This window comes from Kitasatospora sp. NPDC022856, assembly GCF_055561235.1.
The window spans coordinates 45407-68883 of the sequence record NZ_JBVHHE010000001.1 but is presented as its reverse complement, the minus strand read 5'-3'; the positions used below and the strand labels follow the sequence as shown (position 1 = coordinate 68883).

The following is a 23477-nucleotide window of genomic DNA, read 5'->3' as shown; positions in this document are numbered from 1 at the left end:
ACGACCGTCCTACTCGGCGGTAGTGATCGCGTGGGGGAGTTGGCGTTGCGGGTGCGCCCGGACCGTTCCCCCGCCGGCCGGGACCCGTCCCCCCGCCGGCCGGACCCGGCTGCTCCCGCACGGGCGCGCCCGCGCGGGTGCGCGCCCGCCCGGGCACGCCCCCGGGCGCCGCGCCCCGCGGGCCCGGCGCCCCGACCGCGCGGCGCCCTTTCTGTCGGTGCCGGGCCATAGGATCGGTGGCCGGTAGTGGAATCGGCAGGAACGGACGTTGACGTGGCTACGCAGAGTACGGACAAGGGCGCGGCGGGTGGCGGCGGGGCGCGGCCCCGGCTGATGCTGCTCGACGGGCACTCGATGGCCTACCGGGCGTTCTACGCGCTGCCCGTGGAGAACTTCAACACCTCCACCGGCCAGCCCACCAACGCGGTGTACGGCTTCGCCTCGATGCTCGCCAACACCGTCCGGGACGAGCGGCCCACCCACCTCGCGGTGGCCTTCGACCTCTCCCGGCAGACGTTCCGCTCCGTCGAGTTCCCCGACTACAAGGCCAACCGGGCCAAGACGCCGGACGAGTTCCGCAGCCAGATCGGCCTGATCGGCGAACTGCTGGACGCCATGCGGGTGCCGCGGATGACGGTCGAGGGCTTCGAGGCCGACGACATCATCGCCACCCTGGCCACCGCCGCCGAGGCGGCCGGCTTCGACGTCGACATCGTCACCGGCGACCGGGACTCGCTCCAGCTGGTCACCGACCACATCACCGTCCTCTACCCGACCAAGGGCGTCTCCGAGCTCACCCGCTACACCCCGGAGAAGGTCGCCGAGAAGTACGGCGTCACCCCCCGCCAGTACCCCGACCTCGCGGCGCTGCGCGGTGACCCGTCCGACAACCTGCCCGGCATCCCGGGCGTCGGCGAGAAGACGGCCGCCAAGTGGGTCAACCAGTTCGGCTCCTTCGACGAACTCGTCTCCCGCGCCGACGAGGTGAAGGGCAAGATCGGCGAGAAGCTGCGCGACCACCTGGACTCGGTCAAGCGCAACCGCGTCCTCACCGAGCTGGTCCGCGACGTCGAACTCCCGCTCACCGTCGCCGACCTGGAGCGCGCCGCGTTCGACCGCGAGGCGGTCGCCGGTCTGATGGAGTCGCTGGAGTTCCGCAACGCCAACTTCCGCGACCGGGTCTTCGGCATCGACCCGGCCGCCGCCGAGCCCGAGGCCGCCGTCGAACTCGCCCCCGGCGTCGAGGTGGACGGCGAACTGCTCACCGACCCGGGCACGCTGGCCGGGTGGCTGCGCGGGCACTCCGACGGCAAGGCCCCGGTCGCGCTGGCCGCCGTCTACCGGTGGGCGCTCGGCACCGGCGAGGTCACCGAGATCGCGCTGGCCGCCGGCGAGACCGCCGCCTGGTTCGACCCGGCGCTGCTGGCCGAGGAGGACGAACGCGCCTTCGCCGACTGGCTGGCCGACCCGGCCGCCCCCAAGGCCCTGCACATCGCCAAGCAGGTGATGCGCGCCTTCGCCGAGCGCGGCTGGACGATCGCGGGCGTCGTCGCCGACACCGCCCTCGCCGCGTACCTGGAGAAGCCCGGCCGTCGCACCTTCACCCTGGAGGTGCTCGCCGAGGAGTACCTGGCCCGTTCGCTCGCCCCGGCCGCGGTCGCCGAGAGCGGCCAGCTCGCCTTCGACGCCCCCGAGGAGCCGGACGAGGTCGACGCGGTGGCCGCCCGCGCCCAGGCGCTGATGCTCCAGGCCCGCGCCGTGCTCGACCTCGCCGCCCTCTTCGACACCCGCCTCGCCGAGGTCGGCGCCACCGAGCTGCTGCGCGACATGGAGCTGCCGATCGCCGCCCTGCTGGCCCGGATGGAGCGCACCGGCATCGCCGCCGACCGCCCCTGGCTCACCGGCCTGGAGGCCCAGTTCGCCACCGAGATCCAGCGCGTGGTGGAGGAGGCGCACGCCGCCGCCGGCCACGAGTTCAACCTCGGCTCGCCCAAGCAGCTCCAGGAGATCCTCTTCGGCGAGCTGGCCCTGCCCAAGACCAAGAAGATCAAGACCGGCTACACCACCGACGCCGACGCGCTCACCTGGCTGGCCGGCCAGACCGACAACGAGCTGCCGGTCATCCTGCTCCGCCACCGCGACCAGGCCAAGCTGCGCACCACCGTCGAGGGCCTGCTCAAGACGGTCTCGCCGGCCGGCCGGATCCACACCACCTTCAACCAGATGGTCGCCGCCACCGGCCGGCTCTCCTCGCAGGACCCGAACCTGCAGAACATCCCGGTCCGCACCGAGGAGGGCCGCGCCATCCGCCGCGCCTTCGTCGTCGGCGCGGGCTACGAGGCGCTGCTGACGGCCGACTACTCCCAGATCGAACTGCGCATCATGGCCCACCTCTCCGAGGACGAGGCCCTGATCGAGGCCTTCGCCACCGGCGAGGACCTGCACACCACCGTCGCCTCCCAGGTCTTCGAAGTCCCCGGCGACGCGGTGGACGCCGAGATGCGCCGCAAGATCAAGGCGATGTCCTACGGTCTGGCGTACGGGCTCTCCGCGTACGGGCTCTCCCAGCAGCTCGGCATCAAGCCCGCCGAGGCCCAGGGCCTGATGGACACCTACTTCGAGCGCTTCGGCGGCGTGCGCGACTACCTGCGCCGGGTCGTCGACGAGGCCCGCGCCACCGGCTACACCGAGACCCTGCTCGGCCGCCGCCGCTACCTGCCGGACCTCAACAGCGACAACCGCCAGCGCCGCGAGATGGCCGAGCGGATGGCCCTCAACGCCCCGATCCAGGGCTCGGCCGCCGACATCGTCAAGATCGCCATGCTCCGGGTGGACGAGGCGCTGACCGCCGCCGGCCTCACCTCCCGGATGCTGCTCCAGGTGCACGACGAAATCGTGCTGGAGCTGGCGCCCGGTGAGCGCGAGCAGGTCGAGGCGATCGTCCGCGCGCAGATGGCCGGCGCCTACCCGCTGCGCGCCCCGCTCGACGTCTCGGTGGGCGTCGGCGCGAACTGGGAGGCCGCCGCGCACTGACGGCCGGCGAGAAGGCGGTGGGCGCGGTCCGGATCGGGCCGCGCCCACCGCCTTCTCGCCGTCCGGCGGGCGATTGCTTCGTACCGGGGGTTGATCCGGCGTCAGGAGAGCTCTTCACTTGTCATGGCACCGACGTCCATGATCCGCGCGCCGTGCCGCTCCACCCGCTCCGACGCCTCACCCGACGAGTCTGGAGATCCCCTCATGTCCGTGCCCCCCCTGCGGCGCGCCGTCGTGGCGCTCGCGGCCCTGCCGCTGCTGGCGCTCGGCGCCGGCCAGGCGCTGGCCGCCCCGTCCCCGGCACCGAACCCCACCGCTCCCGCCCAGGCGCCCGCCGCCCGGGCCATCGCCACCGCCACCGCCACCCAGGTGTCCGCGATCGAGGACGAGGTCGCCCGCGCGCTGGCCGGCGCCCTCACCGACGCCGCGCTGCGTGACCGGCTGCGGTCCGCGACCGCCGACGCGGCCTCCGGCGCCGCCGACCTCGGCCCGCTGACCGCGGCCGCCCAGGGCCCCGCCGGCCGGCTCGCCGCCACCACCGCGCAGGCGGACCGCCGGATCGCCGCCGCCAAGGGCCTCGGCGACCTCGGCCCGCTGCTGCGCGTCCAGTTGGCCGACCCGTCGATGCGGGCCGCGCTGGACGCGGGCGCCGCGCCGCTGGTGGCCACCGCCGTCGCCGACGACCACGCCCGCACCGTCCGCGCCTACGACGCCGCAGGCCGGGCCCACGCGCTCGACGCCGCGGCGGTGCCCGGGCAGCCGGTCTACCTGGTGGACATCGACACCGCCAGGACGCTGGCCGCCGGTATGGCCGTCCTCCAGCGGGAGTTCGCCGCACGCGGTCTCGACACCGCCGGCGGTGCCGCCGCGGCGAAGGGGCCGGGGGCGGCGAACGGGCCGGCGACGGCGCAGGGGCCGGGCGCGGCGCAGGCGGCCGGCGGCTGGTGGGCCACCAAGATCAGTGGCATCGAGGTCGCCGACGACGAGGAGCCCTGGTTCAAGGGCGCCGCCGAGATGTTCGGCCTGGTGACCGGCTTCGGCCAGGACGGCAAGGTCCGGGTCGACTCGGTCGCCATGCCGTACCTCCAGTACGACGGCACGGTGTACTACCCGAACCAGATCCTGGTGAACTGGTCGAACTACAAGTACAACCTGGCCGACGTCGTCCTGATGGAGGACGACGGCGACACCAACTACCTGGCGCTGGCCCAGGCGGTGGCCGCCGTCCTGCTCACCATCGCCGACCAGGGTGCCTACATCCCGCTGGTCAACGCCGTCCTGGCGGCCCTGCCGACCTCCTGGTGGGTCGACGACCCGGACTACGTGGAGTCCTGGTACACCCTCGCCCGGACCAGTTCGGGCCGGCTCAACGGGGCCCGCGGCAACGGCTGGATGACCGTCGAGCCGTACTTCGTCGAGCAGTTCTGACGTTCCGACGGTTCCGGCCGGGCGGCCGCCCGCGGGGCGCGACCCCGCGGGCGACCCCGCAGGCGGCCACCCGGGCGGTCAGCGCCGGGCGTTCAGGCGCCGGGTCGGCTCGGCGGTGCTCGGGTCCTCCGGCCACGGGTGGCGCGGGTAGCGGCCCCGCAGCTCGGCCCGGACGGCCCGGTAGCCCTCGCGCCAGAACGAGGCGAGGTCGCCGGTCACGGCGGCCGGGCGCCCGGCGGGGGAGAGCAGGTGGACGGTGAGCGGCACCCGCCCGCCGGCCAGCGCGGGCGCGGCGGCCCAGCCGAACAGCTCCTGCAACTTGACCGCCAGCACCGGCCGTTCGCCGCTGTAGTCGACCCGGATCCGGGAGCCGGACGGCACCGTGATCCGCTCCGGCGCCAGTTCGTCGAGCCGCCCGGCCGCGCCGCCCGCCCAGGGCAGCAGCCGCTGCAGGGCACCCGCGGTGTCGATCCGGGCGAGGTCGGAGCGCCGCCGGGCGCGCGAGAGTTCGGGCTCCAGCCAGTCGTCCGCCCGGGCCAGCAGGGCCTCGTCCGAGACCGCCGGCCAGGGCTCGCCGAGCGCCGCGTGCAGGAAGGCCAGCCGCTCGCGCAGGCCGGCCGCCCCGGGCGGCCAGCTCAGCAGCTCACCGACGCCCTCCCGGGCCAGCCCCTCCAGCAGCGCGGCCCGCAGCAGCGCCGGCCGGGGCCGGTCCAGCGTCGCCGCGGCCAGCTCGACGGCGCCCAGCGACTCCACCCGCCGGGCGGTCACCTCGCGGCGCCGGACGTCCCAGCGCACCTCCTCCCGGGTGGTCAGCAGCGGGGCCCCCGCCAGCCGGGCCGTCTCCTCGTCCAGTGCGGCCGCGTGCAGCACCCGCGCGGACGGCGAGCCGGCCGGCCGGTCCGCCGCCGCGACGGCCAGCCAGGGCACCGAGCCGAGCGCGGTGCCCGGCGCCAGCTCGGCGGCGGTGCCCGAGGCCATCAGGTACGGGCTGCGGGCTCCCGGTTCGGGCTTCTCCACCCGGGCCCGGGCGATCCGCTCGGGGAAGGCCAGCGCCACCACCAGACCGACCGCCGTCGCGTCCGGCAGCGGGGTCGCCGGGCTCCCGTCCACCCCGCGCAGCAGTCGCCGCACCTCCTCGCGCCAGCGGCCCGGGTACGGGTCGCGGCCGTCCCGGACGGTCCGCAGCACGGCGCCCAGGTCGTCCCCGAGGGCGCGCGGCGGCTCCTCCGACAGCAGGGCCACCACCTCGGCGGCGCGCCGCGCGCCGACCGCCGGTGCGCCGTCCACCAGGGCGCGGGCGAGCCGGGGGTGGAGCCCCGTCCGGGCCAGCCGGACGCCGCGCGCGGTGGCCCGGCCGTCGGCGTCCACCGCGCCGAGCGCCCGCAGGGTCTGCCGGGCGGCGGCCATCGCCCCGGCCGGGGGCCGGTCGGGCAGCGCGAGCCCGGTCGCGTCCGGGTCGCCCCAGCAGGAGGCCTGGAGGGCGAACGGCGTCAGGTCGGCGAGCGCGATCTCGGGCGTCGGCCAGCGCGCGGCGAGGGCGTCCTCGGCCTCCGCCCAGCAGCGGTAGACGGTGCCCGGCGCCTCGCGCCCGGCCCGCCCGGCGCGCTGCCGGGCGGCGGCCAGCGAGGCCCGGACGGTCACCAGGCCGGCCAGGCCGCGCGCGTGGTCGGTGCGCGGCTCGCGCGCCAGGCCGGCGTCGACCACGACGCGAACCCCCGGCACGGTCAGCGAGGACTCGGCGACGGCGGTGGACAGCACCACCCGGCGGCCCTCGCCCGCCGCGAGCGCCGCGTCCTGCACCGACTGCGGGGCCCGGCCGTGCAACTGGAGCAGCTGCGCCGGGGCGTCCGCGAGCAGCCCGGCGACCCGGGTGATCTCGCCGACGCCGGGCAGGAAGCAGAGCACGTCGCCCCGGCACTCGGTGAGCGCCCGCCGGACGGTGGCCGCGACGTGCTCCAGCAGCGCCGGGTCGACCCGGGTGCCGTGCGCGGGCCGGACGGCCCGGGGCGGCGGCGCCCACACCACGTCGACCGGGTGCGAGACGCCGTGCGCCTCGACGACGGGCGCCGGGCCCTCGGCGCCGCCGAGCAGTTCGGCCCAGGCGGCGGTGTCCGAGGTCGCCGAGGCGCAGACGATCCGCAGCTCCGGCCGCAGCGCCGCCCGGACGTCCAGCAGGAAGGCGAGCGCGGTGTCGGCGTCCAGGTGCCGTTCGTGGCACTCGTCCAGCACCACCACGTCCACCCCGGGCAGTTCCTGGTCGCGCTGGAGGCGCTGGAGCAGGACGCCGGTGGTCACCACCTCGACCACGGTGTCCGGCCCGACCCGGCGCTCGCCGCGCACGGTGTGGCCGACCTCGGCCCCCACCGTCGAGCCGAGCAGCCAGGCCATCCGCCGGGCCGCCGCCCGCACCGCGAGCCGGCGCGGCTCGGCGACCAGCACCCGGCGGACCGGGCGGTCGCCCTCCTCGGTGAGCAACCCGGCGAGGGCCAGCGGCACCAGGGTGGTCTTGCCGGTGCCGGGCGGGGCGGTCAGCGCGGCCACCCCGCGCCGGTCGAGCGCGCGGTGCAGGGCCGGCAGGGCGGTACGGACGGGCAGATCGCGCCAGGCGGGGTTCACCCGGACAGTCTCCCCGACTCCCGGACTCCCCGGCCCGGCCCGGCCCCGACGGCCCCGACTGCCCGGCCCGGCCCCGACGGCCCCGACTGCCCGGCCCGGCCGCGACGGGCGCCGGTCCGACAGCCCCGGCGGCCCGGCCCGGCCCGGCCGCGACGGCCCCGACTGCCCGGCCCGGCCGCGACGGGCGCCGGTCCGACGGCCCCGGCGGCCCGCTCAGTCCCGTTCGGAGACGAAGATCGCCGTGCCCGGGATCAGCCGCCCGCGCAGCGGCGACCAGCCGCCCCACTCCTGGTCGAGTCCGGCGGGCCACTCCGGCTCCACCACGTCCAGCAGCCGGAACCCGGCGCCGACCAGCTCGCGCACCCGGTCCCCGATCGTGCGGTGGTGCTCGACGTAGGTGGCCCGGCCCCGCTCGTCCTGCTCGACGTAGGGGGTGCGGTCGAAGTACGAGGCGGTGGCGGTCAGCCCCTCGACGCCGGGCTCGTCCGGGAACGCCCAGCGGATCGGGTGGGTCACCGAGAACACCCAGCGCCCGCCGGGCCGCAGCACCCGGTGCACCTCGCGCATCAGCGCGCCGGTGTCGGCGCTGAACGGCACCGCCCCGTACGCCGAGCAGGCCAGGTCGAAGGCGCCGTCGGCGAACGGCAGCACCGCCGCGTCGGCCTGGACCACCGGTACGGGCGTGCCGCCGCGGGCGAGGTCGATCCGGCGGGAGTGCTGGAGCTGGCGGTGCGAGATGTCCAGCGCCACCGGCCGGGCGCCCCGGGCGGCCAGCCAGCGGGAGCACTGGGCGGCGCCGGCGCCGATCTCCAGGACGCGGCGGTCCGCGACCTCCCCGAGCAGTCGGGCGTCGGCCTCGTCCAGGCCCTCCGGGCACCAGGTGAAGCGGTCGTCGCCGAGGAACTCGCCGTGCTCGTCCTGGTACTCGTCCGCGTTGCGGTCCCACCAGTGCCGGCTGGCCCGGCTGCTCTCGCCGGCCTCGGCCTCGCGCCTTAGCGCGTCGTCGCCGTCGTCGTCAAGATCATGCGGGTCGGACAGGGGGGTGGTGGCCACGGTGATAGAGCCCATCGCGTAGGGTGTGGTCTGCGGAAGCGCCGCTGCCGCGAGCCGGCCCGTCAGGGCCCGGATCCAGGCGGTGGCATCCGGGGAAGGGCTTCCTGCGGCCGCCACCATAGGTGCGCAATCGGAGGATATGGCCTGATCCATACCGGCCTCCACCGTCTTGGCGCCCTTGGCGTTGACCGTGCCTGGCCGTCCCCGTATGCTACAAGTTGCGCTGCGGGCCTGCGCGCCTCGGACGGAGCAGGTCGCGCTCGCATCTGTCGAAGACCCCACGGTCGCAAGACGGACATCGATTTCTCGCTGTGCGGGATGTTTCGGTGCGCCGTGTTCTTGGCTGTCCGGCTTTCGGTGGGAGCGATACGGGCCCTCCGCGTGGCATTACCTACGACTTCATGTCCGTACCGGAGCCCTTTTCCTAATGACGAGCCCCACCGACTCCTCCCTCAGCACCACCCCGCAGGTCGCGGTCAACGACATCGGCGACGCGGAAGCGTTCCTCGCCGCGATCGACGAGACCATCAAGTACTTCAACGATGGCGACATCGTCGAGGGCGTCATCGTGAAGGTCGACCGTGACGAGGTGCTCCTCGACATCGGTTACAAGACCGAGGGCGTCATCCCGTCCCGTGAGCTCTCGATCAAGCACGACGTCGACCCGCACGAGGTCGTCTCCGTCGGGGACAACATCGAGGCCCTGGTTCTCCAGAAGGAGGACAAGGAGGGTCGTCTCATCCTGTCCAAGAAGCGTGCTCAGTACGAGCGCGCCTGGGGCACGATCGAGAAGATCAAGGAAGAGGACGGCATCGTCACCGGTACCGTCATCGAGGTCGTCAAGGGTGGTCTCATCCTCGACATCGGCCTCCGTGGCTTCCTGCCGGCCTCGCTCGTCGAGATGCGCCGCGTCCGCGACCTCCAGCCCTACGTGGGCAAGGAGCTCGAGGCCAAGATCATCGAGCTGGACAAGAACCGCAACAACGTGGTCCTGTCCCGCCGTGCCTGGCTGGAGCAGACCCAGAGCGAGGTCCGCCAGACCTTCCTCACCACCCTGCAGAAGGGTCAGGTGCGCTCCGGCGTCGTCTCCTCGATCGTCAACTTCGGTGCGTTCGTGGACCTCGGCGGCGTCGACGGTCTGGTTCACGTCTCCGAGCTGTCCTGGAAGCACATCGACCACCCGTCCGAGGTTGTCGAGGTCGGCCAGGAGGTCACCGTCGAGGTTCTCGACGTTGACATGGACCGCGAGCGCGTCTCCCTGTCGCTGAAGGCGACCCAGGAGGACCCGTGGCAGCAGTTCGCCCGTACCCACCAGATCGGCCAGGTCGTTCCGGGTAAGGTCACCAAGCTGGTTCCGTTCGGTGCGTTCGTCCGCGTGGACGAGGGCATCGAGGGTCTGGTCCACATCTCCGAGCTGGCCGAGCGCCACGTCGAGATCCCGGAGCAGGTCGTCCAGGTCGGCGACGAGATCTTCGTCAAGGTCATCGACATCGACCTCGAGCGTCGTCGCATCAGCCTCTCGCTGAAGCAGGCCAACGAGGCCCTCGGTGCCAACCCGGCCGAGGTCGAGTTCGACCCGACCCTGTACGGCATGGCCGCTTCGTACGACGACCAGGGCAACTACATCTACCCGGAGGGCTTCGACCCCGAGGCGAACGACTGGCTGCCCGGCTTCGAGAAGCAGCGTGAGGAGTGGGAGCGCCAGTACGCCGAGGCGCAGTCCCGCTTCGAGCAGCACCAGGCCCAGGTCATCAAGAGCCGCGAGGCCGACGCCGAGGCCGCTGCCGAGGGTGGCGACGCTGTCGCCGCCGCCGCCGGTGGCTCGTACTCCTCCAGCAGCGACGAGGGCTCCGGCGCTCTCGCTTCGGACGAGGCCCTGGCTGCCCTGCGCGAGAAGCTGGCGGGCGGCCAGAGCTGAGCTCTCGCCCTTCGCTAGTGCCCTGCGCATAGCCGCTTGACCGATGAGCCCCACCCGGAACTCCGGGTGGGGCTCATTGTTTTGGGCATTCACTTATTTGTTCCTTATCCGCTGGATTTTTGTGATAAGGGGCTCATCGGGTGCCTATGGGTGATTCAGGACCTAGGCCCTACCTTGGGATGAGTTGCCCGACGGGTCGTTCACTCCGGCCCCGCACGCTAGGCACCCCCGCACATGCGCCGTAGCACCGCAGTGACACCCCCCACCCGCACGTCCGCCGGCCGTCAGGTCGACGGGCGGCTCGCTGCCCTCGGCCGGTTCTGCTTCCGGCACCGGCGGTGGGTCCTCGGTCTCTGGGCCGTCGTCCTGGTGGTCGGGGTCCTGATCGGCGGCCGGGTGTTCGAGGGGTCCGTCGCCGGTGCCTCCTCGGCCAGTTCCGAGGCCGACCGCGGCAGCGCGGTGGTCACCGCGGCCGACCCGGCCCGGGGCACGGTGACCGCGGTGGTGGACGGCAGGCCCGTCGACGACCCGGGGGTCCGGGACGCCGTCACCCGCGCCACCGCCGAGATCGCCGCACTGCCGGGGGTCTCCTCGGTCAGCGACGCCTACGGCCCCGGCCCGGCCGCCGCCGCGCTGCGCTCGGCCGACGGCGACGCCGGCCTGGTCTCGGTCCGGATGGCCGACGACAGCACCGCCGCGCAGACCGACGCCGTCGGCCAGCGCCTCGCCGGGATCCGGGCGGACGGGGCCGAGGTCACCGTCGGCGGCGACCTCGTGCTGGAGCAGGAGGTCAAGAAGCAGACCGAGAAGGACACCCGGTTCGGCGAGATCGTCACCCTGCCGCTCACCCTGGTCGTCATGGTGCTGGTCTTCGGCGGCCTGGCCGCCGCCAGCCTGCCGGTGATCGGCGCGGTCGCCTCGGTGGGCGGCGCGCTGCTGGCCATGTTCGGGTTCAGCAGGATCATGGACATCGACACCAGCGTGCTGCCGATCGCCACCGTGCTGGGACTGGGCCTGTCGATCGACTACGCACTGCTCATGGTGAATCGTTTCCGCGAGGAACGCGGGCACGGCGCGGGCATCGCCGCCGCCGTCGAACGGACCGCCGCCACCGCGGGCCGGACGGTGGCCTTCTCCGGACTGACCGTCGCCGTGGCGCTCTCCGGCCTCTTCGTCTTCACCAGCCCGGTGCTCGGCGCGGTCGCCGCCGCCGGAGTCAGCGTGGTGGTGATCGCCGTGGCGGCGGCACTGACCCTGATACCCGCGCTGCTCGGCTTCGCCGGGAGCCGGATCAAGGCACCGAGCGCGCCCGTCCCCGACGAGGGATTCTTCAGCCGCACCGTCCGCCGGGTCCGCAAGCGCGCCGTCCCCGTCGCCCTCGCCTGCACCGCGCTGCTGATGGCCGCCGGGGCGCCGTTCCTGCACGCCGACATGCGGACCTCCGGGGCCGCCGTGCTGCCCGCCTCCTCGGCCGGCCGGCAGGTCGCCGAGACCATCGACCAGCGCTTCCCGCAGTCCGCCCAGGCCCCGATCGCCGTGGTCGTCGAGGGCGGCGCGCCGGTGGCCCAGGCGTACGCGGACGACGTGGTCGCCAAGCTGCCCGGAGTGGACGGCGTCCGGGCGGTGACCCCGGTCGGCGACCGGCTCTCCACCATCGACGTGCTGGTGCACGGCGATCCCCAGGGCGCCGAGGCCGAACAGGTGGTCAAGGAGCTGCGCGCCGAACGGAGCGGGCTCACCACCTACGTCACCGGCGGGGCCGCCTCGGTGGTCGACTTCCAGCACGAACTGCTCACCCGGGGCCCGATCGCGCTCGGCCTGGTGGCGCTCGGGACGCTGGTGCTGCTCTTCCTGATGACGGGCTCGCTGGTGATGCCGGTCAAGGCCCTGCTGATGAACCTGCTCTCGCTCGGCGCCTCCCTGGGCGCGCTCACCCTGGTCTTCCAGGACGGCTGGTTCAGCGGTCTGCTCGGCTTCAGCCCCACGGGCGGGCTGGAGACGTTCATCCCGGTGCTGGTCTTCGCCTTCGCGTTCGGCCTGTCGATGGACTACGAGGTGTTCCTGCTCGCCCGGATCAAGGAACTGCGGGACAAGGGGCACAGCTGTACCCGGGCAGTCGAACTGGGCGTCCAGCGCAGCGGGAAGATCATCACCTCGGCGGCCCTGCTGATGGTGATCGTCTTCGCCGGATTCGCGCTCGGCGACATGCTGATGGTCAAGCAGATGGGCATCGCGCTGGCCGTCGCCGTGGCGGTGGACGCCACCCTGGTCCGCTGCCTGCTGGTGCCCGCCGCGATGAGCCTCTTCGGCGAGTTCAACTGGTGGGCCCCGGCTCCGCTGCGGCGGCTGCACCGGCGGTTCGGCCTCAGCGAGCACGTCGAACTGCCGGCCATCGAGCCGGCCGTGCTGCCGGTGCCGCGGGCCCCCGTCCACGACCTGGCCGGCGCCGGGGTGGGCGCGAACACCTGATCAGCCGGGCTGCCGGAGCAGGGCGAGCCGGCTGGCGGTGCGGTCGAGGTCGCGCAGCAGACCGGAGCCGGCGGGCAGTCCGGCGAGCGGGTCGGCGCCGATCAGCACCAGGCGGGTGTCGCGGTCGCAGCAGACGTCGACCAGGTTGGCGAAGCGCTGGCGCGCGTCGGAGGAGGCGGTGGCCAGCGGCGGCCGGCCGCCGTGCGCGGCGGTCAGGGCAGGCGGCGCAGCAGGGCGACGGCGTCGCGGAGGGTCTCCCGCTCCCCGGGGGTGAGTCGGGCCTCGATGGCGGTGGCGATCCGGGCCTCGCGGCGGGCGCGCTGCTCGGCGAGGGCGGCGCGGCCGGCCCCGGTGGGGGAGACGAGCAGCTTGCGTCCGTCGGTGGCGTGCGGCTCCTGGGTGACCAGGCCGGCCCCGGTGAGCAGGGCGACCGTGCGGGCCATCGACTGGTGGCGGACGCGCTGGCGGGTGGCGAGTTCGCTGACGGTGAGGGCCTGCCCGTCGCGGATCAGCAGGCCGAGGACGCCCGCCTGGTTCTGCGGCAGGGTGTCGCCGGGGCGGAGCGCGCGGACCAGGTCGCCGACGGCGGCGCGGAGGTCGGCGGCCAGTTCGAGGGTCTCCGGACGCGGAGCGGCGGCGGTGTCGCGGCCGCCTGCGGTGTCGCTGGTCATGGGAGAAGTCTATCGCTCAGGTGTACAGCGAAACTGCACAGCCTTGCTGTACGGTTTTCCCATGCGAATCACCAAGTTCGGCCATGCCTGCGTCCGCCTGGAGCACGGCGGCACCACCGTCGTCGTCGACCCCGGGATGTTCACCGACCCCGCCGCCTTCGCAGGCGCGGACGCGGTGCTGATCACCCACGAGCACGCCGACCACTTCGAGGAGGCCCGGCTGCGCGCCGCTCTGGAGGCCGACCCGGCGCTGCGGGTCTGGACCAACCGAGCGGTCGCCGACCAGCTGGAGGGCGTCGCCCCTCGGGTCGCGGTGGTCGGCGAGGGCGACGCCTTCGAGATCGGCGGGATCGAGGTCTCCGTGCACGGCGAGTGGCACGCGGTGATCCACCCGGACATCCCGCCGGTGAAGAACATCGGCTTCCTCTTCGACGGCCGGCTCTTCCACCCCGGTGACGCGCTGACCGTGCCGCCGCACGTCGTGGAGACGCTGCTGCTCCCGATCGCCGCCCCCTGGACCAAGGTCTCCGAACTGGTCGACTACGTCCGGGAGGCGGGCCCGCGCCGGGCGCTGCCGATCCACGACGCGGTGCTCAGCCCGGCGGGCCTGGCCGTGCACACCCGCCTGGTCGGCCCCGGCGGCCCGGGGACGGGCGCCGAGCTGCGCACCCTCGGGGACGGCGAGAGCCTCGACCTGGACTGAGCCCGGTCGGGGCTGACCGCGGGCCGGGGGCGCCGGTAGCCTGGCGCCATGCTGAAGATCGGACTGACGGGTGGCATCGGTGCGGGCAAGAGCGAGGTGTCGCGGCTGCTCGCCGCCCACGGCGCGGTGATCGTGGACTCGGACGTGATCGCCCGTGAGGTGGTCGCCCCCGGGACGGACGGCCTGGGCGCCGTGGTGGCCGAGTTCGGTGAGGGCGTGCTGCGGCCGGACGGTGCGCTGGACCGCCCGGCGCTCGGCGCCGTCGTCTTCGCCGACCCCGAGCGGCTGCGGGCGCTGAACGCGATCGTCCACCCGCTGGTCCGGGCCCGGTCCGCCGAGCTGGAGGCGGCCGCCGCCCCGGACGCGGTGGTGGTGCACGACGTCCCGCTGCTGGCGGAGAACGGTCTCGCCCCGCTGTACGACCTGGTCCTGGTGGTCGACGCCGACGACGAGGTGCGGATCGACCGGCTGGTCCGGCTGCGCGGCATGACCGAGGAGGAGGCCCGGGCCCGGATGGCCGCGCAGGCCTCCCGGGCCGACCGGCTGGCCGTCGCGGGCGTGGTGATCGACAACAGCGGACCGCTGGAGGCACTCGCCCCCCGGGTCGACGAGGTCTGGAACGCGTTGAAGGCCCGTCAGGGCTGACCCTTCTCGAAGCCGGCCGGGAAGGCGATCATGGGGGGATGGCCGATCACTCCGCACCCGCTCCCGCTCCCGCGCCCGCCGCTGCCGTTCGCCTCGCCGAGTACGCCCGGCGCGACCTCGAAGAGATCCTGGGCGCCGGTGACGATCCCTTCGGGGTCGCGCACACCGGCCTGACCTGGCTGCCGAAGGAGATCCACTTCGGCGTCCGGGCGGCGGACGGCCGCCTGGTCGCCCACGCCGGCCTGCTGCCGCTGCCGCTGACGGTCGGCGGGACGGACACCGAGGCGGTGGGGGTCGGCGGCGTGGCCGTCGCCCCCGACGCCCGGGGCCGGGGCCTGGCCCGGGTGGTGGTCGGCGCGGCCCTGGCGCACGCCCGGACGCTGGGCCCGCGGTACGCGCTGCTGTTCTGCCGGCCGCCGCTGGTCGCGCTCTACGAGCGGCTCGGCTGGCGGGAGACGGCGGGTGAGGTGCTGGTGGAGCAGCCGGGCGGGCGGGTCGTACCGATGCCGCTGCGGACCATGTGGACACCGCTGACCGAGGGGGCGCGGCTGCCCGACGGGCCGGTGCGGCTGCGGTCGCTGCCGATGTGAGCCCGCCGTTCCCGCCACCCACCCCGGCGGCCGGCTCAGGTGCGGCCGGTTCAGGCGCGGGCGGCCGCGCCGGCGTGCTCGGCCGCCGCGGCCGCCAGCGCCCGGACGAAGGGGTGCGCCCGGGTGCCGTCCCCGGCCAGTTCGGGCTGGAAGAGCGAGGCCAGGAAGAAGGGGTGCTCCGGCAGTTCGAGGATCCGCGGCTCGCCGGCCTCGTCCGTACCGCTGAACCGCAGCCCGGGCGCGCGCAGCCGCTCCAGGTAGGCCGGGTTCAGCCCGTACTGGCAGTGGTAGCGCTCCAGCGTCCGGGTCTCCCCGAGCACGCGTTCGGCGAGGGTGCCGGGGGCGATCCGCACCGCGCCCTCGTGTCCGACCAGTGAACAGCTGAGCGGCACGATCACCAGGTCGTCCTCGTCGGGGTGGCTCTCGCCGTGCGCCGCGCCGTCGATGCCGCAGACGTTGCGGGCGTACTCCACCACGGCGTGCTGAAAGCCGGCGCAGGTGCCGAGGAACGGGATGCCCCGCTCGCGGGCGGTGCGGACGGCGGCCAGCGCGCCCGCTTCGCTGCGGTAGGGGCTGCCCGGGAGCAGCCAGACGGCGTCGAAGCCGTCGAGGGCGCCCGGTGCCCCGGCGTCCCCGGTGGGGATCCAGTAGGCGTCCAGGGCGAGCTGGTCGCGGGTGGCGAGGGCGTCGAGCAGCCCGGGCACGCGGGCGTGCGAGCGGACGGCGGGGGAGCGGTCGCCGACCAGGGCGAGGCGGGGGGTCAGGTAGGTCATGCGGCTATCCTGACCCCTGACTCCGGATCAGCGCCAACGATGATCTCTTACCTTTGGATCAGAGGATCTGATAGCCATGGACCCCCACCAGCTGCGCACCTTCGTCACCGTGGTCCGGCTCGGCTCCTTCTCCGAGGCGGCCCGTGCGCTCGGCTTCACGCAGTCCGCGGTCTCCCAGCAGATCGCCGCGCTGGAGGCCGATCTCGGGACGGTCCTGCTCGGCCGCCGCCCGGTCGGCCCGACCGAGGCCGGCGCGCGGCTGCTGGAGCACGCCGCCCCGCTGCTGGTGCGGCTGGACGCGGCGCGCGCCGACGTCGCACGCCTGGCGGGCACCCCGAGCACCCGCCTGGTGCTCGGGGCCACCCCGCTGGCGGTCGGCGCCGCGCTCGGGAGCGCGCTGGCCGACGTGCGCCGGGAGTACCCGCGGCTGGACCTCGTCGTGCGGGTCCTCCCCCCGCAGGCGCTGCCCGCCCAGGTGGCCACCGGCGAGGTGGACCTCGCCCTGATCGACGGGCTCGCGGCCCCGAGCGACCCGCTGCCGCTCCCGGAGGTCGGCCCGCTCGGCACGGTCGCGGTCGGGGAGCGGCCGCTCGCCGTCGCGCTGCCCACCGGGCACCCGTTGGCCGGCCGCGCGGGTCTGGCCCTGGCCGACCTGTCCGCCGCGCGCTGGCTGGACGCTCCCGACCTGGCGCCGGACGCGGCCCGGCTGCGGGCCGCCACCGCCGTCGACGGGTTCCGCCCGGCCGCGCGCTACCTGGGTACGGACGTCCGCGGCCTGCTCGCCCTGGTCGCCGCCGGGCACGGCCTGGTCGTCCTCCCGGCCCCGGCGGCGGAGGGCGCGGCGGGTGTCGTCGCCGTGCCGGTCCGGGAGCCGCGGCTGGTCCACCGGACGGAGCTGGTGCACGGCAGCCTGCCGGAGGGTCCGGCGGCGCTGCTGGCCCGGCTGCTGGCCGGCTGACGGACTGTCGGTCGGGCGGTACCCGGGCGGGCTTGGCGGTGGGGCGGTCCGGCGGGTCCGGTCCCGGCCGAGTCTCAGCCGACGACCGGCGCGCCGTGGCAGCACGGCCGGCCGAGCTCGAAGCAGACGTACTCCAGGCAGCCGAGGCAGATCGAGAGGTTCTCCAGCCGCCAGCGCTCGCCGTGGCAGGAGCAGTACGCCCGGTCGCGCAGCAGGGCGCCCCAGCCGGCCGCGCCGCCGTTCGCCCGGTGGGCGCTCGCCACGTACGCGGCCGTGGCGGCGTCGTGCGGCCGGCCCTCGCGGATGGTCCACAGGTGCCAGCAGTACAGGGCGAAGAACGGCTTCCCGTGCACCAGCCGGTCCGGGGCCCGCCCGTCGGCCTCCCAGGCCCGGACCAGGTCGCCGACCCGGTCGGCGAACGGCTTCCCGGTCGCGATCAGCGGCCAAGGCGCGGGCGCTGGAGCCGAGTTCGTCGGTCGGTCGTCGGTCATGTGCCACCCCTTCCGGCGCCCACCGTAGGGCATCGGCGTCCGGCGACGGCCAGGGGGGCGGCGACGAGGAGTCCGCCTTCCGGTACCCCTCCCTGGACCACTGCCCCGGCGCGGTCCTGAGCTGCCGCGGCCGCGACCGCGCCCGGTGGTCGGCGGGACCGCCCCCGGCCACCCGCCGGACCGACCGGCCGCCGCCGTACGGCCCGGAACCGGGCCCGGCTACCCTGGGCCGGAACCGAAACGGGTGGAGGTGGGGGGCATGAAGCCCTTGCGCAGGGCTGTCCTGGCGGCGGCCGCCGTGCCGCTGCTGGCGCTGACGGCGTGCCAGAGCGGCGGTACGGGGACGGGGGAGGCCACCCCGTCGGCGGGTGCCACGACGGGCACCGGCGGGCCGACGGCCGAGGTGCGGTTCCCGGAGAAGGTGCTCCTCGACACGCTGCCCACCGCGACCGAGGTCGGCGGGCTGGTCCTCTCGGTGAGCACGCACGCCGGGACGCCGGACGAGCGCTGCGTCCTGGTCACCGTCGGCGCGGACGGCGCGGCGCGGAAGGTGCGCAGCTTCGCGGTCAGCAACGGGCTCGCCAAGCCGCCGACCAACATCCGCGGCTGTGCGACCCCGGCCGGCTTCACCGCCGGCTTCGCCGGGATGGTCGGCACCGCGCAGTACGGCTTCCAGGACGCGGACCACCCCGGTGAGCCCCGCGTCTCCGTGCTCGGCCAGGGCGGCCCGGCCGACCTCAAGGACATCTCCGGCCTGCCCGCCGCCGGTGCGGGCACCCGCCAGAGCGCCCCGGTCGTCGACCCGGTGAGCGGCGAGGTCGTGCACTGGAGCGAGTCGAGCGGTCCGGCGGCCGACGGGCGCCTGCGGGCCGTCCGGCCGGACGGCACCGGGGAGCACCCGGTCGAGGGGATCGGCGTGCGCGCCCCCGAGGCGCTCGCCTTCCTCGGCGGCCGGGTGGTGCCGGCGCAGGTGGCGAAGCGGGCGGTGGCCAACGGCGACGGCTCGCTGACGGTCGCCGCGGACGACCGGCGGACCGTCCGGGTCGGCCCGGTGGCCACGCTCGCCGCCAACCCGGTCGCGGAGGTCAGCGGCGGAGTGCTCAACCCCAAGGCGCTGGTGGGCGACCGCCAGGTGCTCAGCGCCGACGGGCGCGAACTCGCGCTGGCCACCGTGGACACCGCCGACCCGGCCCACCCGCGGATCGCGCTCAAGCCGCTCGCCACCATCCCCGAGCAGTTCTGGGGGCCCGCCGTCCAGGAGGAGGCGTTCGTGGTCGACCGCGCCGCCAACGCGGCGTACACCACCGTCCAGCACGGCTCGGAGAACCAGGGGCAGCGGGTGCTGGTCCTGCGGGTCGACCTCGCCACCGGCGCGGTGAGCGCGGTGGCGATGCTGCTGACCGACGGTGGGCGGGTGATGCCGCTCGCCGTCGTGGCGTAGCGGCACCACCTACTCCCGGCACCACGCGAACCCCGGCACCACGCACTCCCGGCACCACGCGAACCCCGGCACCACGCGAACCCCGGCGCCCGGGCCTACTCGGCCGGGCGCCGGAACAGGGCGCTCAGCAGCACCGGGATGCCGAAGAGCGGCGAGTCGGGCCCGTGCGCCACCATCGGGCGGATCTCGATCTCGGTGAACTCCGAGAAGAGGTGGCGCAGTTCGTCCGGGGTGTAGGCGAGGCCGCCGTCCAGCCGGCCGTTGCGGTAGAGCTCCCGGTCGGGGAGTTCGGAGCCCATGGCGCCGGCCGCGAAGGCGTTCACGGCGAGGTGCCCGCCGGGCTTCAACACCCGCTCCAGGAGGGCGAGGTAGCTGATCCGCCGATGCGGCGGGAGGTGGTGCAGGCAGCCCGAGTCGTACACCAGGTCGTACTGCCGGTGCGGGAGTTCGACGGTGAAGATGTTGCCGCAGTGGAAGCGCACGTCGGCGCCGGCCTCGCGGGCCCGTTCGCCGGCCCAGGCGACGGCGGTGGGGGAGAGGTCGACGGCGTCCACCTCGAAGCCCTGCGAGGCGAGGTGGATGGCGTTGCGTCCGGGGCCGGCGCCGAGGTCCAGGGCACGGCCGGGGGTGAGCAGGCCGCGGTCCAGGTAGGAGACGAGGTTCTCGTCGGGCTTGGGGACGAAGAAGGGGCGCGGCGCGGAGCGGTCCGCGTAGAACTGGTCCCACCAGTCGCGGGCCTGGTCCGTCCACCGGTCGGCGGCGGGGAGGAAGAGCCGGTCCAGCAGGTCCAGGACGTCGTCGGTGGTGCGGATATCGCGGTGCATCTGGTCCTCTCCACGGGCGGACGCGGGGCCGTCCGGTCCCCTCGATTCTAGTCGCCGCAAGAGGGAAAGCGGCTGGTCAGAGGCCATTTTCCAGGCCGGTGGAGGCCGTGCCGGAAGCCCGCCGGGGCGGCCCCGACGGCCCGTCGGACGGCTCTGGCCCCACCCCTCGCGGCCCGCCGCGTCCGCCCGCCGGGGGTGCCTCCGGCGGCCGTCGAGGGGGCGTGGGGAGCTCGGCGGAGGGGGCCGTTTGCCCAGCAGGAGGTAAAGCTTTCCGGGCCGTCACCGGCCGCCGGTCGCCCCGCCGCCGGTCGCCCCGCCGCAGGCGTGGTCGAGCGCGTGGCCGATCGCGGTGGCGACGTCCTCGGCGACCAGGGTGGGCCGGTACGCGTCCTGCGCCCACGGGCGGCCGGCCGACACCCAGACGCTGCCCAGGCCGAGCGCGTGCGCGCCCGCGATGTCGGCGTGCGCCGAGTCGCCGACCATCCAGGCGCCGCTGAGCGGCTGCCCCACCGTCTCGGCCGCGGCCCGGAAGATCTCCGGAGCGGGCTTCTTGTGGCCGACGGCCTCGGAGACCACCCAGCCCTGGACGATCCGGTCGAGCCCGGTACGCCGGATCTTCGCCTCCTGCTGCCCGGTACGGCCGTTGGTGACGATGACGCACGACCAGCCGTCGGCCCGGGCCCGGGCCAGTGCCCGGCGGGTGGGAGCGGCGAGCTCCACGAGGTCGGCTCCACCGTTGTCGAGCAGGGCGTCGACGGCGCGCGCCGGGACCGAACTCCCGTACCGGGCCGCCAGGGCGGCGGCCATCCGGTCCTCCGGGGTGTACCCGCTCGCGTCGAGCTCCGCGATCCAGCCGAGGTCGCTGCCGGGCAGGCCGTGCTCGGCCAGGAACGCCCGGGCGGAGGCCAGGAAGGCGGCATCACGGTCGATCAGGGTGTTGTCGAGGTCCAGCATCAGCAGCGGCATGACCGGCAGTAGACCACAGGCGTCGCCGGCGACTTCAGGGCCGGACGGGCAGCTCACCGCTGTGCAGGGCGGTCAGGAAGGAGCACCAGGCGTCGGCGGTGAAGGTGAGGGAGGGGCCGTACGGGTCCTTGCTGTCCCGCACCGGCACCGCACCGGGGGCACCGTCCGCGACCTCCACGCAGTTCCCGCCCTCGCTGCCGCTGAAGCTGCTCTTGCGCCACACCAGGTCAGTCGTCATTTCCGTACCCCTCCGCGACGAGATCGTGCATCCAGGACAGGGACTCCTCGGCGTTCATGGCGGTCGACGCGAGCTGGTCGAACACGAGCACATGACGCGCGATGTCCGACTCCTTCTCCAGGTAGAGGCTGCTCGTCAATGCCTCGACATAGACGATGTCGCCCGGTACGTCGGCGAAGGAGAGAATGTGGAAGGCCATGCTCATGGCGGGGTGCGTTCCGGTGCTGAAGGGAAGCACCTGGATCGTGACGCTGGGCTTGTGCGCCAACTCGGCGAGATGGCGCACCTGGGCGCGCATGACCTCTGCCCCGCCGACCGCGCGGCGCAGGGCGGACTCGTTGAGGACCGCCTGGACGACCGGCGGATCGGCGCGCTGGAAGACCTCCTGGCGCTGGATCCGGAGTCTGACCCGGCGTTCGATCTCCCCGTGCCCCTGCTCCGACGGCGAGATCCGGAACATGGCGCGGGCGTAGTCCGGCGTCTGCAGCAGCCCGGGGATCAACTCGGTCTCGTAGGCGCGTATGCGGGCGGCATCGGCCTCCAGCCCGACGTAGGTCTGGAACCAGTCGGGGAGGGCGTCCCCGTAGTCGTGCCACCAACCCCGCTGGGTGCTGCGGCGGGTCAGTGAGATGAACTGCCGCCGCTCGAAATCGTCCCGGACGCCGTACAGTTCGAGCAGTGCGCGGACGTCCGATTCCTTCAGGGTGGTCTGGCCCGATTCGATGCGCGAGACCTTTGCGGCGCTGAATCCCAGGGTGTCGGCGACGGTTTTCGCCTGCAGCCCGGTCTGCTCGCGCAGGCGGCGGAACTCGGATCCGAGCCTACGCCGGAGCACGGTCGGGCTGTCCACTCTGGCCGCTCCTTGTCAGTTGACGTCGAGTCACAGTCTGCCACCTCCTCTCGTGATCACAAGAGTCTTACCAGTGAGCGCAATTCCATGCGTGCGAATGTGCGGAAGGCGCGGGGTTCGGCGGAATTCCGGCGGGAGTGATGCCGGTGAATAGCCGGAATGCCGGGGCGGTGGTCGTGCCGGGAGCGGGAAGTCGGCCGGCCCGGATATTCACTCGCGCACGCGACCCGTCCGTGGCGGCCTGGCACGCGGGCGTCCGACCGTCTAGACAGGAGGGGTGAACAGAGAGACTCCCGGCCGTGTGGTGGCCGTCGGATCGGTGAACGCCGACCGGATCCTGCGCTGTCCCGTCCTGCCCGCGCCCGGTGAGACGGTGCTGGTGACCTCCGTCGACGAGGGCTTCGGGGGCAAGGGTGCCAACCAGGCGGTCGCCGCCGCCGCGCTGGGGGCGGCCACCCACCTGGTCGCGAGGGTCGGCGCGGACGACGCCGGCCGCCGGGCACTCGCCGAGCTGCGGCGCCGCGCGGTCGGCACCGGCACGGTGGGCACCGAGGGCGCGGCCGCGACGGGGCAGGCCCTGGTCATGGTGGATCCCGGCGGGGAGAACAGCATCCTGGTGCTGCCGGGCGCGAACGCGCTGCTCTCGGCCGGGCACGTCGCCGACGCCCTCGCCGCGCTGCGGCTGCGCGCCGGCGACGTGGTGCTGACCAGCGGCGAAGTCCCGCCGCCGTGCCTCGAAGCGGCGGCCGGGGCCGTCGCCGCGGTGCCGGGTGCGCGATGGGTGCACAACGCCGCGCCGGCCGGGACGCTCCCGGCCGGGGCGGCCGGACCGGGCACCCTGCTCGTCGCCAACGCGGTCGAGGCCCGGCAGCTCACCGGCGACGACGATCCGGCCGGGGCGGCCCGGGCGCTGGCGGCGCTCGGCGGGGCCGCGGTGGTCACCCTCGGCGGCGACGGCGCGCTGGTCGCCGAGGACGGCCGCGGCGAACGCGTGACGGCGCCGCCGGTCGCCGTCGTCGACAGCACCGGCGCCGGTGACGTCTTCTGCGGCGCGCTCGCCGCCGAACTCGCCCGCGGCCTCCCGCTCGCCCGGGCGGCGGCCACCGCGGTGGCCGCCGGAGCCTTCGCCGTCACCGCGCTCGGTGCCCGCGGCGCCGTGCCGGGCCGCGCCGACCTGGAGCGGTTGCTCGGAGGGTGAGGCCCGGGCCGTTCGCCGTCACGGCGCCCGGTGCGGCCGCCCTCGGCGTGCGTCGTGGGAGAGCGGTCAATCGTCGGTGCCCGGTTCGGGGCCGGTGTCCGGGTCGCGGGTGAGCAGGTAGCGCGCGCCCGGGCCGGCCGCGGCGGCGCGGTCGGCGGCGTTGTACAGGGCGCAGCGGGAGAGCGAGAGGCAGCCGCAGCCGATGCAGCCGGTGAGCTTGGCCCTGAGCCGCTCCAGCTCGGCGATCTGCTCGTCGATCCGGTTCTGCCAGGACCGGGCGACGCCGTCCCACTCGGTGCCGGTGGGGGCGCGGTGCTCGGGGAGCCGGTCCAGGGCGACCCTGGCCTCGTCGAGGGAGAGGCCGACGCGCTGGGCGGCGCGGACGAAGGCGATCCGGCGCAGCGTGCCGCGGGTGAAGCGGCGCTGGCCGCCGGTGGTGCGGGTGGCGTGGATCAGTTCGAGCTTCTCGTAGTAGCGCAGCGCGGAGGTGGCGAGGCCGCTGCGTTCGGAGAGCTGGCCGATGGTGAGCAGGTCGTGCCGGCTCGGTCCGGTGGAGGCTCCGGAGTTCTCGCCGCGGGCGGATGCGGGGGCGGTCATGCCGCTCACTGTAGC

The 23477-nt window shown here is 74.9% G+C and carries 21 protein-coding genes; 10 read left to right on the top strand and 11 right to left on the bottom strand.

The features are described 5' to 3' along the window. Positions 1-333: 333 nt before the first annotated feature. Both polA and ACZ34W_RS00295 read left to right on the top strand, forming a co-directional pair. Positions 334-3033, top strand: coding sequence for a DNA polymerase I (gene polA, locus ACZ34W_RS00300; protein WP_465601125.1), 2700 nt, complete (start codon positions 334-336; stop codon positions 3031-3033). A 204-nt stretch (positions 3034-3237) separates the two neighbouring features. Beyond that, the gene (locus ACZ34W_RS00295) at positions 3238-4461 is read left to right on the top strand and encodes a DUF3103 family protein (RefSeq protein WP_465600257.1); all 1224 of its coding nucleotides are present in this window, start codon (positions 3238-3240) and stop codon (positions 4459-4461) included. A 78-nt stretch (positions 4462-4539) separates the two neighbouring features. Here ACZ34W_RS00295 and hrpB read toward each other — a convergent pair whose 3' ends face one another. Beyond that, entirely contained in the window at positions 4540-7077 is a 2538-nt protein-coding gene (gene hrpB, locus ACZ34W_RS00290) for an ATP-dependent helicase HrpB (protein WP_465600254.1), read from the bottom strand. A 213-nt stretch (positions 7078-7290) separates the two neighbouring features. Continuing rightward, positions 7291-8145, bottom strand: coding sequence for a class I SAM-dependent methyltransferase (locus ACZ34W_RS00285; RefSeq protein WP_329487184.1), 855 nt, complete (start codon positions 8143-8145; stop codon positions 7291-7293). A 412-nt stretch (positions 8146-8557) separates the two neighbouring features. Between ACZ34W_RS00285 and rpsA the strand changes: the two genes are divergently transcribed. Beyond that, on the top strand, positions 8558-10048 hold the full coding sequence (gene rpsA / locus ACZ34W_RS00280; protein ID WP_329487183.1) for a 30S ribosomal protein S1: 1491 nt from the start codon (positions 8558-8560) through the stop codon (positions 10046-10048). A gap of 252 nt (positions 10049-10300) precedes the next feature. Next, the gene (locus tag ACZ34W_RS00275; RefSeq protein ID WP_465600251.1) at positions 10301-12517 is read left to right on the top strand and encodes an MMPL family transporter; all 2217 of its coding nucleotides are present in this window, start codon (positions 10301-10303) and stop codon (positions 12515-12517) included. Here the strand turns inward: ACZ34W_RS00275 and zapE are convergent, their stop codons facing one another. Together zapE and ACZ34W_RS00265 are read right to left on the bottom strand one after the other, a co-directional pair. Then, positions 12518-12703 (bottom strand): AFG1/ZapE family ATPase, encoded by a 186-nt coding sequence (zapE, locus tag ACZ34W_RS00270; protein ID WP_465601122.1) that lies wholly within the window; start codon positions 12701-12703, stop codon positions 12518-12520. Between the two features lie 26 nt (positions 12704-12729). Continuing rightward, positions 12730-13188 (bottom strand): MarR family winged helix-turn-helix transcriptional regulator, encoded by a 459-nt coding sequence (locus ACZ34W_RS00265; protein WP_359802412.1) that lies wholly within the window; start codon positions 13186-13188, stop codon positions 12730-12732. A gap of 61 nt (positions 13189-13249) precedes the next feature. Between ACZ34W_RS00265 and ACZ34W_RS00260 the strand changes: the two genes are divergently transcribed. From ACZ34W_RS00260 to ACZ34W_RS00250, 3 genes are read left to right on the top strand one after another with little or no spacing between them, the layout of a single operon-like run. After that, entirely contained in the window at positions 13250-13891 is a 642-nt protein-coding gene (locus tag ACZ34W_RS00260; RefSeq protein ID WP_329487178.1) for an MBL fold metallo-hydrolase, read from the top strand. 48 nt (positions 13892-13939) lie between these two features. Beyond that, positions 13940-14536, top strand: a complete 597-nt coding sequence (gene coaE, locus ACZ34W_RS00255; RefSeq protein WP_329487177.1) for a dephospho-CoA kinase — start codon at positions 13940-13942, stop codon at positions 14534-14536. 38 nt (positions 14537-14574) lie between these two features. Beyond that, positions 14575-15126 (top strand): GNAT family N-acetyltransferase, encoded by a 552-nt coding sequence (locus ACZ34W_RS00250; RefSeq protein ID WP_465600245.1) that lies wholly within the window; start codon positions 14575-14577, stop codon positions 15124-15126. A gap of 50 nt (positions 15127-15176) precedes the next feature. On the opposite strand, the gene ACZ34W_RS00245 is transcribed toward ACZ34W_RS00250, so the two are convergent. Further along, positions 15177-15899 (bottom strand): CTP synthase C-terminal region-related (seleno)protein, encoded by a 723-nt coding sequence (locus ACZ34W_RS00245; protein WP_465600242.1) that lies wholly within the window; start codon positions 15897-15899, stop codon positions 15177-15179. A 76-nt stretch (positions 15900-15975) separates the two neighbouring features. Between ACZ34W_RS00245 and ACZ34W_RS00240 the strand changes: the two genes are divergently transcribed. Beyond that, on the top strand, positions 15976-16857 hold the full coding sequence (locus tag ACZ34W_RS00240) for a LysR family transcriptional regulator (protein ID WP_465600239.1): 882 nt from the start codon (positions 15976-15978) through the stop codon (positions 16855-16857). 74 nt (positions 16858-16931) lie between these two features. Here ACZ34W_RS00240 and ACZ34W_RS00235 read toward each other — a convergent pair whose 3' ends face one another. Continuing rightward, the gene (locus ACZ34W_RS00235; RefSeq protein WP_465600236.1) at positions 16932-17348 is read right to left on the bottom strand and encodes a hypothetical protein; all 417 of its coding nucleotides are present in this window, start codon (positions 17346-17348) and stop codon (positions 16932-16934) included. 259 nt (positions 17349-17607) lie between these two features. On the opposite strand from ACZ34W_RS00235, the gene ACZ34W_RS00230 reads away from it, so the two are divergent. Continuing rightward, positions 17608-18789: a hypothetical protein gene (locus tag ACZ34W_RS00230; RefSeq protein WP_465600233.1), complete on the top strand. Its 1182-nt coding sequence runs from the start codon at positions 17608-17610 to the stop codon at positions 18787-18789. A gap of 95 nt (positions 18790-18884) precedes the next feature. Here the strand turns inward: ACZ34W_RS00230 and ACZ34W_RS00225 are convergent, their stop codons facing one another. The 4 genes from ACZ34W_RS00225 to ACZ34W_RS00210 all read right to left on the bottom strand — a co-directional run bounded on the left by ACZ34W_RS00225 (position 18885) and on the right by ACZ34W_RS00210 (position 21667). Further along, entirely contained in the window at positions 18885-19613 is a 729-nt protein-coding gene (locus tag ACZ34W_RS00225) for a class I SAM-dependent methyltransferase (protein WP_465600230.1), read from the bottom strand. Between the two features lie 279 nt (positions 19614-19892). Then, entirely contained in the window at positions 19893-20579 is a 687-nt protein-coding gene (locus ACZ34W_RS00220) for an HAD family hydrolase (protein WP_465600227.1), read from the bottom strand. Positions 20580-20613: 34 nt separating this feature from the next. Continuing rightward, positions 20614-20817 carry a DUF397 domain-containing protein gene (locus ACZ34W_RS00215; RefSeq protein ID WP_329487168.1) on the bottom strand — a complete coding sequence of 68 codons (204 nt, stop codon included), beginning with the start codon at positions 20815-20817 and terminating at the stop codon, positions 20614-20616. Further along, positions 20807-21667 (bottom strand): helix-turn-helix domain-containing protein, encoded by an 861-nt coding sequence (locus ACZ34W_RS00210; RefSeq protein WP_329487167.1) that lies wholly within the window; start codon positions 21665-21667, stop codon positions 20807-20809. Before ACZ34W_RS00210 ends, ACZ34W_RS00215 begins: the two co-directional genes overlap by 11 nt. A 277-nt stretch (positions 21668-21944) precedes the next feature. On the opposite strand from ACZ34W_RS00210, the gene ACZ34W_RS00205 reads away from it, so the two are divergent. Further along, positions 21945-22865 carry a PfkB family carbohydrate kinase gene (locus ACZ34W_RS00205; protein ID WP_465600222.1) on the top strand — a complete coding sequence of 307 codons (921 nt, stop codon included), beginning with the start codon at positions 21945-21947 and terminating at the stop codon, positions 22863-22865. A 66-nt stretch (positions 22866-22931) separates the two neighbouring features. Here ACZ34W_RS00205 and soxR read toward each other — a convergent pair whose 3' ends face one another. After that, complete coding sequence (gene soxR / locus ACZ34W_RS00200; RefSeq protein WP_465600219.1) at positions 22932-23462, bottom strand: redox-sensitive transcriptional activator SoxR; 531 nt, start codon at positions 23460-23462, stop codon at positions 22932-22934. Between the last annotated feature and the right edge of the window lie 15 nt (positions 23463-23477).